Below are 16,212 nucleotides of genomic sequence, written 5' to 3'. Positions count from 1 at the left end.
GAGCGAGGAAGCTGGAGGTTATGGCCCCGGCGACAGGGCCGGCAAAGGCGCGCATCCTGGCCGTGGATGACGACGAGCGCAATCTGCTGGCGATCGGCGAGGTTCTGGCCCCTGTCGGCGAAGTCGTCTGCGTGCAGTCGGGCGAAGAGGCGCTGCGCGCTCTGCTGAAAGAGGATTTCGCAGTCATCCTGCTGGATGTGCTGATGCCTCGGCTGGACGGCTACGAGACCGCTGGATTGATTCGCCAGCGCGAGCAATCCAGGCGAACGCCGATAATCTTTCTCACCGCCATCAACAAGGAAGACGCCCACATGCTGCGCGGCTATGACGCCGGCGCGGTGGATTACGTGTTCAAGCCCTTCGACCCGGCCATGCTGCGTTCCAAGGTAGCCGTGTTCGTCGAACTTCATGAGAAGACGCTCGAAATCCAGCAAAAGGCGGCTGCCGAGCAACGGCTGCTGGCCCAGGCACTGCAGGCGCAGCAGGAAAAACTCGAGGCCGAGCGGGCGCTGCGTAGCGCCCAGGAGCGGCAGCATGCCATTTTGAGCTCTCTTCCGGTCTGCTTCCACGCAAGGGCGGCGGAGCCGCCGTTCGGCGCCAGCTTTGTGACCGAAGGGGTCGAACGCTTGACCGGCTTTCCTGCCGAACGGCTGACCTCCGATCCAGGCTTCGGCCTAAGCCGGGTTCATCCCGACGATCTGCCGAGAGTGAGGCAAGCCCTGCTCGCAGCCAAGGCCATCGGCTCCTACACCTGCGAATTCCGCTGGCAATGCGCCGACGGCAATTACCGGATTTTCCTCGACCAGGGCGTCCTGTCGAACGGTTCCGATGGCCAGAGGCCCGAGATCCTCGGCACATTGCTGGACGTTACCGAGCGGCGCGAGCTTGAGAACCAGCTGCTGCAATCGCAGCGCCTCGACGCGATTGGCAAGCTTACCGGCGGCCTGGCGCATGATTTCAACAATCTGCTTGCCGCAATTCTCAGCGGATTGGGATTGCTCGAGCGCCACGCCGAGTTCGATGGACAGGCCAGGCAAGTTCTGGAACTGACGCGCCGGTCGGCAAAACAAGGCGCCGAGCTCGTCAACCGCATGCTTGCGTTCTCGCGCCGCCAGACACTGAGGCCGCAGGCCGTGCGCCTCGCTGCGCTTGGCGGCACCATGAACGGGTTGGTGGCCCCGGTTCTGGGCGGCCTGATCCGTTTCGATTGGCTTGTCGACGACACGGTGTGGCCGGCGCATGTCGATGCCGGCCAGCTGGAGCTGGCGCTGATGAACCTGGTTTTCAACGCGCGCGATGCCATGCCGTCCGGCGGCACGATAATCGTGGAGGCGCAAAATCGAACGCTAGGCAGTGCAGCCGAGGATATTTCGGCGGGCGACTATGTCGTGGTCACCGTCAAGGATACGGGGTCGGGCATACCGGCCGACATTCTCGCCAAGGTCGTCGAACCGTTCTTCACCACAAAACCGGTCGGCAAGGGCACTGGCCTCGGTCTGAGCACGGTGCATGGCTTCGTCAAGCAATCGGGCGGCACGCTCCGCATTGAGAGCACCGTCGGCAGTGGAACATCCGTCCAGCTCTGGCTGCCGCGTTCAATCGAGCGCCCGGTGGAAATCGCCGACAAGTCCGATGCCGACAACACCGTCGTGAATGCCGGCGAGGACTATCCGTCGGTCCTGCTGATTGACGACAGCAATGTACTGCGGGAACTGACGGCGCAATCGCTTCGCCAACATGGCTTTGCGGTTACCTGCGCCGGGGGCGGTGCGGAAGCGCTGGCGATGATCGAGCGGGCGCCGTACGATTTCGATGTCATCGTCACCGATTTTGCCATGCCGCTCGTCTCGGGGCTCGAGGTCATCCGGTTCGCCCGCAATCTGCGGTCCGATTGGCCGGCGGTGATGATAACCGGATATGCCGACGCCGACGCGATCGCCGACCGGCCCCCCGACGTGCCGCTGCTCGGCAAACCGCTGCGCGAAAAGGACCTGATGGAGAGCATTCTTGCAGCGGCTGCGCGCGCCGGATCGCCGAGGGCCAAGCAGGCCAGCCGGCGAAAGGCGGACCATTGGAACCTGATCCATGGGTTGCCGTTGGGTAGGTCTCTGGCTGCGCTAGGATCGGAGGAGAGACTGATGGCGACAGCGGACTGGCCTCTTCCTGAACGCTTCACCTTTCAAGGGAACTCGATCGCCTGGGGCGCGATGGGCGAGGGCTCACCCGCGGTATTGCTGCATGGCACGCCTTTCTCATCGTCGGCATGGCGTAGAATTGCGCCTTTGCTCGGCCAACAGAGGCGAATCTATTGCTTTGACATGCTCGGCTATGGTCGATCTGATAAACCCGATAGCGACGTGTCTCGTGGCATTCAGAACGAGCTTTTCGCGGCCCTTTACGATCATTGGGGCCTGCGTGCCCCCGATGTCGTCGCGCATGATTTCGGCGGCTCAACAGCGTTACGCGGTCATTTGCTCAATGGGCTCGACTATCGGTCGCTGGTGCTGATCGATCCGGTCGCAATCAGCCCGCAAGGCTCACCACTTGTTCAGGCCGCCAAGAAACACGAGGCGGTCTTTTCCGGCCTTCCGCACTACATTCATGAAGCAATCCTGCGCGCCTACATCGGCGCCGCCGTAGCGAATGCGCTGCGCGAGGAAGAGATGGCGCTCTACCTCGCGCCGTGGCTGGGAGCCGAAGGTCAAAAAGCTTTCTGGCGCCAGGTCGCTCAGATGGATGACAAATACTCGCAAGAGGTCGAGTGGCGCTACGGCGAGATTCGTTGCCCCGTTGCCATCCTGTGGGGCGAGGACGACCAGTGGATTCCCATCGATGACGGTCGCGAGCTCGCGCGCCGCATTTCGAGTGCTTCCTTCCATGTCGTGCCGAACGCGAAGCATCTTATGCAGGAGGACGCGCCGGAAGCGATCGTGGCGACAGTGCTTGGCTTCTGGCGAGACCTGGAGGAGCGGGCAAATGTCCGCAAAAAACCGGCTTCGGCCGCTCGATCTCCATCGCGTCAATGAAGGCTTTGGGCGATCGGTTTGATCCGGTTGCCGATGCCAAGGACAGGAATCCACCCCTTAGCGGCAGTCTCGAATCGAAACGGTACGTTTCGTATCTTTGACCCTAGCAGCATCCAGCCTGTGCGCAACACGGAGCGCCGGCCATGGCGCGCTCGACGGGCTGTGATGCGGTTGATAAGCCCTCTCCCCAAGGAGAGTCGGACATGACCGTTGCGATCGAGATGGGCCAGACGAGCGCGGGCGCCCCGGCGGCGCTGGATCTTGAGGAACTGCTGGCGACGCGGCTTCTGGTGCAGGGCAATTCGGGTTCCGGCAAATCCCATCTGCTGCGCCGGCTCTTGGAGCAGAGTGCGCCCTGGGTACAGCAGACCATCATCGATCCCGAAGGCGACTTCGTCACGCTTGGCGACCGTTTCGGCCATCTGGTGATCGATGCCGAGGAGCATACCGAGCGCGGCCTGCAGAGCGCCGGCGAGCGGGCGCGCATCCACCGCGTCTCCACGGTGCTCAATCTCGAAGGGCTCGACGCCGAGAACCAGATGCGGCGCGCCGCCGCCTTTCTCGGCGGGCTGTTCGAGGTCGCCCGCGACCACTGGTATCCGATGCTGGTGGTGGTAGACGAGGCGCAGCTGTTCGCGCCGGCGGTTGCCGGCGAGGTTTCCGACGAGGCGCGCAAACTCTCGCTCGGCGCCATGACCAATTTGATGTGCCGTGGCCGCAAGCGCGGGCTGGCCGGCATCATCGCCACCCAGCGGCTGGCCAAGCTCGCCAAGAACGTCGCCGCCGAGGCTTCCAATTTCCTCATGGGCCGGACTTTTCTGGACATCGACATGGCGCGCGCCGCCGATCTTCTCGGCATGGAGCGGCGCCAGGCGGAGGCTTTTCGCGACCTCGAGCGCGGGCAGTTCATGGCGCTCGGCCCGGCGCTGTCGCGCCGTCCGCTCGGTCTGCGCATCGGCCCGACCGATACGAGTCCGCGCAACGCGACCCCGCGCCTGATGCCGCTGCCGGAATCGGCGCTGGAGGATGCCCGCGCGATCATCCTGGCGGCCCCGCCGCCGGAAACCGTCCGGCCGCAGCGCCGCTCCTCGCCGGACCTGCTCGATCAGCTGATGGCGGCGAAATCGGCGGCGCTGGAAATCCGCCCCGAACCGGTGGAGCCGCCGATCAGCGCCGAGGATCTGGCGGAGCGGCGCGAGCGCGTCGACCGGGTGCTGCGCGCCGTGCTGGCGCAGCCCGATGCCGGCTTCCGCGTCATCGGCGTGCTCTATCAGGAGTTCGTCGTCCGCTGCCGCATAGAAGGCCTCGCCTCGGTCGTGCCGGACCTGCCGGAGTTCCGCCGCATGCTGACGCGCGCCCGCGCCGGGCTCGGCTCCGACATGATAGGCGACGATGCCTGGCAGGACGTCTCGGCGCGCGCCTCGCTGCTGCCCGAGGACATGCAAGGCGTCTTCATGATGATCGCCCGCGCGGCGAAGGAAGGCTGGCCCTGCCCGAGCGACGCCGCGATCGCCCGCGCCTACGGCTCGCACTCGCTACGCCGCGCACGGCGCCTGCTGACCTATATCGAGGAGCAGAGGCTGATCGTGTGTCAGCTTGACGGGGGCGGACGGCGGACGGTGACGCTCGTGGAGCTGGCCTGGGCGACGGCGCCGGGCGATCCGAATGCGGTGGAGGCGGAGCAGCGGAGTGCGGTGGGGTGAGGCGGCGGCCGAGCGCGGTCTTCATCATACGACGACGATTGGCGCGACGCAGATCCGCTATTGTAAGTTGTTCGACGCTACAGCACTCCCTCTTGCCGACGGCGCTTTACATATCTTCTAAATTACCAGCGGGTCGGTTTGTCAATGAAGAGATCAGCCGCGATCAACTGACGAAGACAAGAAATACGGCAGGACTGTAGCGCAAATATCCGCCGAACCTACGCTACCTCCGCCGATTACCCCTTCGGTTCATTCTGTTGACTCCTGCTTCTGGAGAGATGGTAAGATACTACGCGGCGGCCCTTTTTCCGAAGATTTATTCTGCAGCTTTATCAAAGGATTTTGGCAATGCGTTTGTCTCGATCGCGCCGACTTATGGCCATCGCTTTGACGGCAATCGCAGCCGTCACCCTTCCCTCTTATGGACATGCCGAGGACAAGCTGCTGACGGAAGCGGTGCAGTTCAACGGTACGATCCTGTATCTCTCCACCAAGGTGCCTGGCCTGATCTTCGGCGCCGTCCGCAACGGCGAGACGGCCTTGGCCGGTTTCGGCAAGATTGCCGACGGGAGTGAAAAAGTGCCCGACGGCGACACAATGTTCCGCATCGCGTCCGTGAGCAAAGTGTTCTGCGGCGGTGTGCTTTCCTCGCTGGCGATCGACGGCAAGGTACAACTCACCGACCGGCTGCAGGATCGCCTTGGCTGGGACGTCACGCTCCCGGAGAAGGACGGCCGCGCCCTCCGCCTGATCGATCTCGTCGCGCAAGCTTCCGGCCTTCCGCGGGAGGTGCCAGTGGCCGAGGCGCCCCCCTCAGACCCTTTCTCTACGAACACCAAAGAGGCGCAGATTGCCGCCCTCAAGGACAATCCGCTGCTGTTCGCGCCGGGCACCGCCGTTCTCTATTCGAACTTCGGATACGACCTCCTCGGAGCGGCGCTCGCGAATGTCTCTGGAAAGCCTTATGCCGAGGTCCTTCGAGAGCGTGTCCTCGATCCCCTCGGCATGAAAGACACGGTTTTCAACCCAAGACCGGAGGACGAGCCGCGCCTGATGCAGGGCCATAACTTCGACGGCAGCCCCATGCCAATCGTGCCGACGAGCACAGCCATGGAGTGCGCCGGTGGATTGTACTCGACCGCGGGCGACCTGCTGCGCTGGATGAACTGGCATGTCGACAACAAGCCTTCCGCGGCCGACGCCGAGTTGCGCCTTTTGAACCACGCGGCTTTTTTGTACCGGGACGGGCTCGCGTCGGTGATGGGGCTGGATGACGGTGGGCCGATGGACGCCATGGGTCTCGGATGGGTCATCATGCTCCCTAACGAGCATCGCCCGCTCATCCTCCAGAAGAGCGGCGGCCTGCAAGGGATGTTTCTCTATGTTGCGATTGCACCGACACGCGGCGTCGGCGCTTTCTTCGTCATGAACGAATTCAATGCCGCCGGCTTCATGGCTGGGGTCAAGACGACGAACGATCTCGTCGCAGAGATCGCTCCACGCTGATTTTCGCGCTGATCGGGAGGACGTGCGTGATGATTGGCGCTATGGAGGGGCCTGACGGACGGCATATTTCCCGGCAAGGCAAGCGCGACATCGGCTATTTCCGGCCGACCGCTTAGCCTCCTGAGGATGACCTTTGCCGGCTTCATCGCTGCTCACGGCCTGCTCATGCTGCGGCCAAGGTTCTGCCTCTCGCCTCTTCGGCATCCCGCTTTCGTAGCCGACCGCGAATGCCGCGCTGCTCGCAGTCCCGACACCATCAGCCGCCTCTTGGCGCAGCCTGATGCCGGCTTCCGCGTCATCGGCGTGCTCTATCAGGAGTTCGTCGTCCGCTGCCGCATCGAGGGCCTCGCCGCGGTCGTGCCGGACGTGCCGGAGTTCCGCCGCATGCTGACGCGCGCCCGCGCCGGCCTCGGCTCCGACATGGCAGGCGACGACGCCTGGCAGGACGTCTCGGCGCGCGCCTCGCTGCTGCCCGAGGACATGCAAGGCGTGTTCATGATGATCGCCCGCGCCGCTAAGGAGGGCTGGCCCTGCCCGAGCGACGCCGCGATCGCCCGCGCCTACGGCTCGCACTCGCTACGCCGCGCCTGCTGACCTACATCGAGGAGCAGGGGCTGATCGTGTGTCAGCTCGACGGGGTTGGACGGCGGACGGTGACGCTGGTGGAGCTCGCCTGGGCGACCGCGCCGGGCGATCCGAATGCGGCGGAGGCGGAGCAGGGGAGTGCGGTGGTGTGAAGCGGCGGGGCAGGCGCACTGAGAAAGCGCCGCTGGATCAGGCCGGGGTGAAGTCTGCTTTGCGCCGCATTAACGTCATTCTCCATTCGAAGCGCTCAGGCCGGAAGCTGCCGTGCGTAAGACGCCCAGTCGTTGCCCGCCGCGGATAAGTTTGCAGCTGGACAATAATGGCCAGCCGGGGCGATCCCGGTATTTAGCGTTGCTTCGGCGAGTCAATACTGAGCCTGCGCTTACGCGTCATCCCTCTCGACAAGACCAACGGCTGGACGCGATCGAGCGCAGGCGGGTTCAGTTGGTGCTGGTTGTGGCGGTGAACCCGCACTGCTTCTGTTCCATATCGATCTGCTTCGTGATGCGGACGGCGTTCTGTGCGTAGGCCTCCGTTACGGAGCCACTATTCACGGTCTTGTCCTTCAGCGGACTCACGCCTGCGCAGAGGTGGAAAACATGCGGCTCGGTGGACTTCGCGGCTCCGTTTTCGGGCGCGATCCAGTAGACGACATCCTGACCGGCGGGGTGGCTCGCGTCCCGCGTCGCCGCCGCCACCGCAGCGGTGTCCGTCGCGATCGCCTGCGCCTGAGCGGCGACGTCGGGCGAACAGGCGGTGGTGGGCTGCCCCGACTTGATTTGAGCTGCGCATGCGTTCATATCCTGGGTGTACTGTTCGACCGATGGGGGTTTGAAACTGATCCCCATGACCGTCGCGAGCACGGCCAGCGCAGCGCCGATGCCGCCGGCAACCTTCTTGGTCTGCGGATCCATGTTTTTGTCGGTGAGGATCAGGAAAACCAGCGGGAGGAAGGCAATCAGCGTGATGATTGCGCCGAGCTGGTTTTGGAAGAAGAACCTGGCCGCGTCGGATGCACGGGCCGGATCGTGCCTGTTGGCCGCCTTCCACAGCAAGTTGCCGGCGATTGCGAAAATCGCGATGCCGACCAGAAGGCCGATGATCAGCGGCAGGTGTCCCTGGTCGAACTTGTTCTGGCGAAGCAGAATAATCCCGTAGATCTCGCCGCCAATGGCGACGATCCACGAGAGTGCGGCGAAAAGGCGAAGACGCGTGGCGGAGGACTTCTGGCCCTGCGTCGCTTGCCAATCCTTGGTAACGTCTGGCTTGTTGTCGGTCATCGACCAGATCCCCTGATATCGACACTTCTGCAGGCGGCAACCCGCCCTGCGCAGCGTCATTGAACGAACGTCACCTGCCTCAGCGACGCGGCGAAAATGTGAGCGCCACGGCAGGCCTCCCCATCCATATTGCGCATGAGTGAATCCGTCCATACCCACGGAGGCAGACGCCTGTGCGGCGATGGCTCCGTTCTTCTTAATCTCTGGCTCGAACTTGACGCTGCCTTGCCTCGCTTCCCTGGCGATCCGGTAGAAGCCGCGGTGGTCACAGGACCGACGTCGGCAGATCCGAACTGAGGCCGGATCGATGGTCCAAGGGCCTAAAAGCGGCCAGTCCGCTTGCGTGAAAAGCAGCCATTCAGGATTTGGTCTGCGACGGTCGGCTTAGGGTCAAAAGCAGCTGGTGGTGTCGCGCCCCCTATCTCTCCTCCACAAGCCGCAAACAAGCCGCCGCCACAAACAGCACGATCAGCCCAACAAAATCCGCCGCGTGCCTTCCGGGGCATCTGCAGGTCAGCAGCGTCGTCAGTACGGTGAGGATCAGCGCGCCGATGATTGTGCCGATGTAGCCGCCGCGGCCGCCGAAGATCGAGGTTCCGCCGATCACGGCGGCGGCCACCGAAGGCAGCACCAGCGGTTCGGCAAGCGACGGCGCCTTGACCGGGCCGATGTAGAGCAGTGCCGGCGAGCAGGCCCGAGATGACGTAGAGCGGTGATCGCCTGCCAATAGCGGACGCCGGACAGGCGCGTTGCCCGTTCGTTGTCGCCGACGGCATCGAGCAGAAGGGCAAGGCCGGTCCGGCTCAAGGTGAAGGCCGGTGCCGAGCCCGCGACGTCAAGTTCGTCGCCACGGCCGTCGCGTCCAATGCCTCAGGCGGCGCCTGAACGCTGGCTTTGTTTGCGTGAATCTCGCCATGCCGCATTGCACAATCGCCTCGCCTGCGCAAAATGCGGCATGATCCGCAAATCCCTCACTGTCCTGGTGATCGATGAAAACCACATCCGCGCTTCGATAATCGAGGCAGGACTGCGGGAGGCCGGGCATCAGCAGGTCACGGTCATCCATGATGTCGCCGGCATAGCGCGGCGGATCGCCGAGATCGAACCCGACGTGATCGTCATCGACCTCGAAAATCCCAACCGCGACATGCTCGAAAACATGTTCCAGCTGTCGCGCGTGGTGAAGCGGCCGATCGCCATGTTCGTCGATCGCTCGGATCAGGCTTCGATCGAGGCAGCGGTGGAGGCGGGGGTCTCAGCCTATGTCGTCGACGGCCTGCGCCAGGAGCGGGTCAAGCCGATCCTCGACATGGCGATCAGCCGCTTTAACGCGTTTTCGCGCATGGCGCGCGAACTGGAGGAGGCCCGCAGCGAATTGGAAAGCCGCAAGGTGATCGATCGCGCCAAGGGCATATTGATGAAGTCGCGCGGCTTGTCGGAGGACGCGGCCTATACGCTGCTGCGCAAGACCGCCATGAACCAGAACCGCAAGATCGGCGAAATCGCCCAGAGCCTGGTGACGGCGGCAGGCCTTCTGGATCCCGAGGAGAGTTGACGATGGCGGCCGAGCACCGGATCAATGCTGGCTTCATGCCGCTCTTCGACAGCGCTGTCCTCGTTGCGGCAAAGGAAATCGGCTTCGCGCTGCGCGAAGGCATCGATCTGACGCTCAACCGGGAAACATCCTGGGCCAACATCCGTGACCGCATCGCCATCGGCCATTTCGATCTCGCGCATATGCTGGGGCCGATGCCGATCGCCTGCAATCTGGGGCTGACGCCGCTCGCCTCCGACACGGTCGTGCCGTTCTCGCTCGGCCTTGGCGGGAATTGCGTCACGGTTTCGAACGCGGTCTGGGCGGGCATGGCCGCGCACGGCGCCCGACCCGACCTCGATCCGGCGCGGGCCGGCAGGGCGTTGGGGGCGCTGATCCGCAAACGGGCGAATGCCGGCGGCGATCCGCTTCGCTTCGCCGTCGTCCATCCGCACTCCGGGCACAATTACGAACTGCGCTACTGGCTCGCCGCCTGCGGCATCGACCCGTCGCATGAGATCGAAATCGTCATCGTGCCGCCCCCCTTCATGGCGGACGCGCTCGCCGCCGGCAGGATCGACGGCTACTGCGTCGGCGAACCCTGGAACAGCGCCTCTGTCGTCGCCGGCACCGGCCATATCGCCACGGTCAAGGCGGCCATCTGGAAGACCAGCCCGGAGAAAGTCATCGGCGTGCGCAAGGCATGGGCGGAAAGACAGCCGGACGCGCTTTCGGCCCTGCTGCGCGCGCTGCATCATGCGGCGCGCTGGTGCCAGGATCCGGCAAACCGCGGCGAACTCACGGCCCTGATGGCGCAGCCGGCCCTCCTCGGCCTGGCGCCAGCGCTGCAGATGCCAATCCTCAGCGGTCATCTTGCGCTCGGCGGCGGCGCCGAACTGAGCGTCGGCGACTTCTTTCTGCCCTTCGACAAGGCGGCAAACTTCCCGTGGAAGAGCCATGCGCTGTGGTTCTACACGCAGATGGTGCGCTGGGGGCATGTCGCGCACACGCCGGAAAACCTCGCTGTTGCCCGCGACTGCTACCGCCCCGATCTCTACCGCTCGGCGTTGAAGCCGCTTGGCGTGGCGCTTCCCGGTGCTAATGCCAAGGTCGAGGGCGCGCTGAAGGCCGCGACTCCAGTTGGTTCGGCGGGGGCAAGCCTGGTGCTCGGTCCCGACGGGTTCTTCGATGGCCAGATCTTCGATCCCGACGAGATCGACGCCTACATTGCCGGCCAGAAATTGGCGCGCGCCGAAGCCTGATCATTTCCGCGCCATTCTTGTGCACTGCACAAAAAATGTGCGTGCAACTGCGCTAATGAACAATCCTTAGCTTGCGCGCCCAGCGGGCCGGCGCGCCGACGATTGTGGTATGTCATTGATCTAATTGATGTTTGCCATCCATTCCGAAACTGGCACGGTTCCTGCATTGCAATAGGCAGACTCTTCTCGGGGTCACGGAATACGCGTCCAATGGCGGGCGCTACAGGCAAAGCTGCCGCTCAGGTCAACACGCGATCCCGGATGACGGACGCGCGCGGCCTGGCTGGCGGCTTTTTGTTTTGGTCGAACACGCAATCGACGGCGCCGATCCCAAGCCGCGCCCAACCGGAGATGACGATGACGAAACGCACCAATAGCCATTCCGCCCAACCGGCGATCAGCCGCCGCGATTTCCTGAGGATCAGCGCGGCCACCGCGGCAACGCTGGCGGCGGCGCGTGCGCTGCTGCCCTCCGGGGCCTATGCGGCACCCGCCGCGCCGGAAGTCACCGGCGCCAAGCTCGGCTTCATTGCGCTGACCGATGCGGCACCGCTGATGATTGCCAAGGAAAAAGGCCTGTTCGAGAAATTCGGCATGCCCGATGTCGAGGTGCTCAAGCAGGCCTCGTGGGGCGCAACGCGCGACAATCTGGTGCTCGGCGGCGAAGCCAACGGCATTGACGGTGCCCATATCCTGACGCCGATGCCCTATTTGATGCACACCGGCAAGGTGACGCAGAACAAACAGCCGCTGCCGATGGCGATCGTGGCCCGGCTCAACTACGACTGCCAGGGCATTTCCGTCGCCCAGGAATATGCCGCCACCGGCGTCGGCCTCGATGCCTCAAAGCTGAAGGAAGCCTTCGCCGCCAAGAAGGCCGCGGGCAAGGAGGTCAAGGCCGCCATGACCTTCCCGGGCGGAACGCACGACCTCTGGCTGCGCTACTGGCTGGCTGCCGGCGGCATCGATCCCGACAAGGATGTATCCACCATCGTCGTGCCGCCGCCGCAGATGGTCGCCAACATGAAGGTCGGCAACATGGACGTGTTCTGTGTCGGCGAGCCGTGGAACGAGCAGCTCGTGCACCAGGGCGTCGGCTTCACCGCCGCCACCACTGGCGAGCTATGGAAGGGCCATCCGGAAAAGGCGCTCGGCCTGCGCGCCGAATTCATCGACAAGTACCCGAACGCCACCAAGGCGATCCTGATGGCCGTCATGGAAGCCCAGCAATGGTGCGAGGCCAAGGAGAACAAGGACGAGATGGCCGCCATCATCGGCAAGCGGCAGTGGATGAACGTGCCGGCAGTCGACATTATCGGCCGCCTCAAGGGCGACATCAACTACGGCAATGGCCGCGTGGCCACCGGCACCGATCTCTACATGAAGTTCTGGCAGGGCGGCGTGTCCTATCCCTTCAAGAGCCACGACAGCTGGTTCCTCGCCGAGAACATCCGCTGGGGCAAGTTCGCGCCGACCACCGACATCAAAGCACTGGTCGGCCAGGTCAACCGTGAGGATCTGTGGCGCGAGGCGGCCAAGGATCTTGGTGTCGCCGCGGCCGATATTCCGGCGTCTTCGTCGCGCGGCACCGAAACCTTCTTCGACGGCAAGATCTTCGATCCGGAGAAACCGTCGGCCTATCTCGACAGCCTGAAGATCAAGGCGTCGGCCTGAGCCCGACATAGATGCGCGACAGTGCGTTGGCAACGCCGCCCGTTGTGCATGTGCTGCCAAGGAGTTTTCGAGAAATGTCTATCCAAGCCATCGAGGACAGCAAGGTGAAGCCGTTCCCCGCGCCGGCCAAGCCCGCCGAGGTCATCGCTTTCACCGCCAGGGCGCGGCGCCGCTTCGACCCGGCCGCGATCGCCGGCAAGCTGGCCAGCACGCTGGTACCGCCGGTCATTGTCATCACCATCATGCTCGTCGTCTGGCAGGTCGCCTGTTCGTCGCCCACAGCCAGCCTGCCACCGCCAAGCCAGGTGTGGAACGAGGCCTATGACCTGATCGCCCATCCGTTCTTCGACAACGGCCCGCAGGATATCGGGCTCGCCTGGCGGGTGCTGATCTCGCTGCAGCGCGTCGCCGTCGGCTTCGGCCTTGCGGCGATCGTCGGCGTTGCGCTCGGCGCGCTTGTCGGTCAGTCGATCTGGGCGATGCGCGGCCTCGATCCGGTGTTCCAGATCCTGCGCACGGTGCCGCCGCTCGCCTGGCTGCCGCTGTCGCTGGCGGCGTTCCGCGATTCCAGCCCGTCGGCGATCTTCGTCATCTTCATCACCTCGATCTGGCCCATCATCATCAACACCGCGGTCGGCGTCCGCAACATCCCTGAGGACTACCGCAACGTCTCCCGCATCCTCAGGCTCAACCAGTTCGAATTCTTCGTGAAGATCATGGTGCCGGCAGCTGCACCTTACATTTTCACCGGCCTGCGCATCGGCATCGGTCTGTCCTGGCTCGCCATCGTCGCCGCCGAAATGCTGACCGGCGGCGTCGGCATCGGCTTCTTCATCTGGGACGCGTGGAACTCATCGCGGCTGCCCGACATCATCGTCGCGCTCGCCTATATCGGCGTCACCGGCTTCTGCCTCGACCGCCTGGTCGCGGCGGTCGGCGTCTTCGTCACCCGCGGCACAACGGCAAAGTGAGGAGAGGGACGATGACGGCCTATCTGAAACTCGACCACATCGACAAATCCTTCGCCCGCGGCAGCCAGGTCAGCGACGTGCTGAAGGACATCCGGCTGACCATCGACAAAGGTGAATTCGTCTCGATCATCGGCCATTCAGGCTGCGGCAAGTCGACCTTGCTCAACCTGATCGCCGGCCTGACCAAGGTCTCGGCCGGCGCCGTTCTGCTCGAGGACAAGGAGGTCGATAGTCCCGGCCCGGAACGCGCCGTGGTGTTCCAGAACCACAGCCTGCTGCCATGGCTGACCGTCTACGAAAACATCAATTTGGCAGTATCAAAGGTCTTTGGCCGGAGCAGGAGCCGGGCCGAACGGCATGACTGGATCATGCGCAATCTCGATCTCGTGCAGATGGCGCATGCCAAGAATAAACGTCCGGCCGAGATATCGGGCGGCATGAAGCAGCGCGTCGGCATCGCCCGGGCGCTGGCCATGGAGCCGAAGATCCTGCTGCTCGACGAGCCCTTCGGCGCGCTCGACGCGCTGACGCGCGCCCATCTTCAGGACGCGGTGATGGATATCCATTCGAGGCTCGGCTCGACGATGATCATGATCACCCACGATGTCGACGAGGCGGTGCTGTTGTCCGACCGCATCGTCATGATGACCAACGGCCCGGCGGCCACCATCGGCGAGGTGCTTCCCGTGCCGCTGGCCCGGCCGCGTCGGCGGATCGAGCTTTCCTCTGACCGCACCTTCCTGCGCTGCCGCGAGGCGGTGCTGAAATTCCTCTACGAACGCCACCGCTTCGTCGAAGCCGCGGAGTAAGGCAATAACCGGAAAACTCGTCATCATCATTGGCAATCTGCATCGGCAATGGGCAATCTGCCGCATTGCACAAATATTATGCTGCTGTGCAAGGCATTCTGACTAATCTTTGATCCGCTGCCGAGCTTGGTCAAGAGTCGCGCGGCTGCAGTTCACATTGATTTCATTCGATAATTCAGAGCGCTGTCGACTTGGCACGCTTCCTGCTTTTCAAAATGTAGGTCCGCAAGGGCCAAGTGACACGGCGTCCAATGGCGGGCGCTACAGGCAAAGCTGCCGCTCAGGTCCACACGCGCTCCCGGAACTCCGGACGCGAAGACCTGGCCGGCGGCTTTTTTGTTTTGACGCAATCGACGGCGCTGGTCCCAAGCGGCGCCCAACCGGAGACGACGATGACGAAACGGATCGGAACTGGCGCGTCCCTCGCGGACTTCACGCGCCGCGATTTTCTCGCCGTCAGCGCGCTGCGGGCGATGCCGCGCCGCTGACAGTCGCGAACGAACAGCACAAGGGCGGTGCTTCCCACGCCGCTAACCGGAGCCAGAAAATGACCGTAAATCTCCCAGCCGCGCCCAGCCAGGACAGTGCTCCCCGGCAGGCGCTTGTCATGTCCACCATCGCCTTCACCGTCTGCTTCGCGGTGTGGACGATCTTTTCAATCATCGGCGTGCGCATAAAGCAGGAGCTGGGGCTGAACGAGACGGAGTTCGGCCTGCTCGTCGGCACGCCGATCCTCACCGGCTCGCTCGTGCGTATGGTGCTCGGTGTCTGGACCGACCGTTTTGGCGGACGGCTGGTATACACCGCGACCATGCTTGCGGCGGCGGTCGCGACCTTTCTGCTCGCTTTTGCGCACACCTACGGGCAGATGTTGGTCGCTGCGCTGGGCGTCGGGCTCGCTGGCGGTTCCTTCGCCGTCGGTGTCGCCTATGTCTCGCGCTTCTTCCCGGCCGGCAAGCAGGGCACGGCGCTTGGCATTTTCGGTGTCGGCAATGTCGGCGCCGCGGTCACCAAGTTCCTGGCACCGTTCGTGCTTCTCTCCTGGGGCTGGCAGTCGGTCGCGCTGATCTGGGCGGCAGCACTCGTCGTCATGGCCGCCGTCTTCTGGTTCACGACCGGCGACGATCCGGTCATCCGCGAGCGCCGCGCCGGCAAGGCCGCGCCCTCGAGAAGCTTCTGGCAGGAATTCGCGCCGCTCAAGAACCTGCAGGTCTGGCGCTTCGCCTTCTATTATTTCTTCGCCTTCGGTGCATTCGTGGCGCTCTCGCTATGGCTGCCCCGCTACCTGATCGGCGTCTACGGCTTCGGGCTTGCGACCGCCGGTATGATCGGCGCGGCCTATTCAATTCCGGCAAGTATTTTCCGCGCCTATGGCGGCGTGCTTTCCGACCGGATCGGCGCCCGCACCGTGCTCTACTGGACCTTCGCTGTCAGTGCCGCCGCGACTCTCGTTCTGTCTCTCCCCTCGGCAGACTACGTCGTGCGCGGTTTCAGCGGGCCGATCGCCTTCCATTTCGAGGTCGGCCCGCTCGCCTTCATAGCCGTTGCCTGTGTGCTCGGCTTCTTCATGAGCCTTGGCAAGGCTGCCGTCTACAAGCACATCCCGGCTTACTATCCGCAGAGTGTCGGCGCGGTCGGCGGCGTTGTCGGCATGATTGGCGGGCTCGGCGGCTTCATCCTGCCAATCGTCTTCGGAGCGCTCAACGACCTCACCGGCGTCTGGTCGAGCTGCTTCATGCTGCTCTTCGTCATCGTCGCCACCTGCTTTGCCTGGATGCATTTTTCCATCCGGCGGATGGAGCGCACGGCGTCTGACGAAGCCTCAGGCCTTTCCTACGCGGCTGAGTGAGACCGGAGTGGAT

At 63.9% G+C, this 16,212-nt stretch carries 10 protein-coding genes and 2 pseudogenes; 10 read left to right on the top strand and 2 right to left on the bottom strand.

The genetic code is table 11. The annotated features are described in order from the left end of the window. Positions 1-20 precede the first annotated feature (20 nt). The 4 genes and pseudogenes from NKJ09_RS08860 to NKJ09_RS08845 form a co-directional block, all read left to right on the top strand. A complete protein-coding gene (locus NKJ09_RS08860) occupies positions 21-3,026 on the top strand; it encodes an alpha/beta fold hydrolase (protein ID WP_352495731.1) in 3,006 nt (1,001 codons plus the stop codon). A 203-nt stretch (positions 3,027-3,229) separates the two neighbouring features. Beyond that, positions 3,230-4,729, top strand: a complete 1,500-nt coding sequence (locus NKJ09_RS08855) for a helicase HerA domain-containing protein (protein ID WP_352495732.1) — start codon at positions 3,230-3,232, stop codon at positions 4,727-4,729. 375 nt (positions 4,730-5,104) lie between these two features. Further along, the gene (gene ampH, locus NKJ09_RS08850) at positions 5,105-6,235 is read left to right on the top strand and encodes a D-alanyl-D-alanine-carboxypeptidase/endopeptidase AmpH (RefSeq protein ID WP_352515999.1); all 1,131 of its coding nucleotides are present in this window, start codon (positions 5,105-5,107) and stop codon (positions 6,233-6,235) included. Between the two features lie 267 nt (positions 6,236-6,502). After that, positions 6,503-6,972 (top strand): annotated as a pseudogene (locus tag NKJ09_RS08845) (ATP-binding protein); the annotation flags it as partial. A 288-nt stretch (positions 6,973-7,260) separates the two neighbouring features. On the opposite strand, the gene NKJ09_RS08840 reads toward NKJ09_RS08845, so the two are convergent. Further along, positions 7,261-8,100: a hypothetical protein gene (locus NKJ09_RS08840; protein ID WP_352495733.1), complete on the bottom strand. Its 840-nt coding sequence runs from the start codon at positions 8,098-8,100 to the stop codon at positions 7,261-7,263. A 418-nt stretch (positions 8,101-8,518) separates the two neighbouring features. Continuing rightward, positions 8,519-8,913, bottom strand: a pseudogene (locus NKJ09_RS08835) (ABC transporter permease subunit); the annotation flags it as partial. A 142-nt stretch (positions 8,914-9,055) separates the two neighbouring features. On the opposite strand from NKJ09_RS08835, the gene NKJ09_RS08830 reads away from it, so the two are divergent. The 6 genes from NKJ09_RS08830 (at position 9,056) to NKJ09_RS08805 (ending at position 16,199) form a co-directional block, all read left to right on the top strand. Next, complete coding sequence (locus tag NKJ09_RS08830) at positions 9,056-9,655, top strand: ANTAR domain-containing response regulator (RefSeq protein ID WP_352483956.1); 600 nt, start codon at positions 9,056-9,058, stop codon at positions 9,653-9,655. Positions 9,656-9,657: 2 nt separating this feature from the next. Further along, a complete protein-coding gene (locus NKJ09_RS08825; protein WP_352495734.1) occupies positions 9,658-10,896 on the top strand; it encodes a CmpA/NrtA family ABC transporter substrate-binding protein in 1,239 nt (412 codons plus the stop codon). Positions 10,897-11,253: 357 nt separating this feature from the next. Beyond that, positions 11,254-12,570, top strand: coding sequence for a CmpA/NrtA family ABC transporter substrate-binding protein (locus tag NKJ09_RS08820; RefSeq protein ID WP_352495735.1), 1,317 nt, complete (start codon positions 11,254-11,256; stop codon positions 12,568-12,570). 74 nt (positions 12,571-12,644) lie between these two features. Beyond that, complete coding sequence (gene ntrB, locus NKJ09_RS08815) at positions 12,645-13,541, top strand: nitrate ABC transporter permease (RefSeq protein WP_352483959.1); 897 nt, start codon at positions 12,645-12,647, stop codon at positions 13,539-13,541. An 11-nt stretch (positions 13,542-13,552) separates the two neighbouring features. Continuing rightward, positions 13,553-14,350, top strand: a complete 798-nt coding sequence (locus tag NKJ09_RS08810; protein ID WP_352516001.1) for an ABC transporter ATP-binding protein — start codon at positions 13,553-13,555, stop codon at positions 14,348-14,350. 547 nt (positions 14,351-14,897) lie between these two features. Beyond that, positions 14,898-16,199 carry an MFS transporter gene (locus NKJ09_RS08805; RefSeq protein ID WP_352762623.1) on the top strand — a complete coding sequence of 434 codons (1,302 nt, stop codon included), beginning with the start codon at positions 14,898-14,900 and terminating at the stop codon, positions 16,197-16,199. Positions 16,200-16,212 lie beyond the last annotated feature (13 nt).

It is taken from the genome of Mesorhizobium sp. M0189, assembly GCF_040322135.1.
Lineage (GTDB): Bacteria > Pseudomonadota > Alphaproteobacteria > Rhizobiales > Rhizobiaceae > Mesorhizobium.
This window is presented reverse-complemented; position numbering and strand designations above follow the sequence as displayed.